The sequence below is a fragment of the Lentzea sp. NBRC 105346 genome (assembly GCF_030269605.1).
GTDB lineage: Bacteria > Actinomycetota > Actinomycetes > Mycobacteriales > Pseudonocardiaceae > Lentzea.
Map to the genome: position 1 here is coordinate 1 of NZ_BSTQ01000052.1, position 447 is coordinate 447.

The 447-nt window shown below is 55.9% G+C and carries 1 rRNA gene; it reads left to right on the plus strand.

Annotation, left to right across the window (positions count from 1 at the left end):
- Nucleotides 1-364: 364 nt before the first annotated feature.
- Nucleotides 365-447, plus strand: a 23S ribosomal RNA gene (locus QSK35_RS42560); the annotation flags it as partial.

Here is a 447-nt window from a genome sequence, read left to right on the forward strand (position 1 = left end):
GTGCGGCTGGATCACCTCCTTTCTAAGGAGCATCTCACCGTTGACCTCAAGCGAATGTCTTGAGCAACGGTCAGACCCACACCAGCCTCGATGCTGGGTGGTGCTCACTAGTGGATGCTGGCTGGCTTGAGATCTTGTTGCTGATCAAGTGAGTACTGCTCTTCGGAGCGTGGAAAGGTTGATCAGGGGCTGGAGCGATAGATCGGTACGCTGTTGGGTCCTGAGAGAACACGTGAGTGTCTTTCAGTGATCGGGCTTCCTCAGCCCACGAACCTCTTGGCCGGCGGTCGGGTAGGCGTGGAGCGGAGAAGAGGGAGCGTCCGTTCGTTCTTTGAGAACTGCACAGTGGATGCGAGCATCTTTGTAGCAAGTTAGTAAGGGCATACGGTGGATGTCTTGGCACCAGGAGCCGATGAAGGACGTAGGAGACTGCGAAAAGTCTAGGGG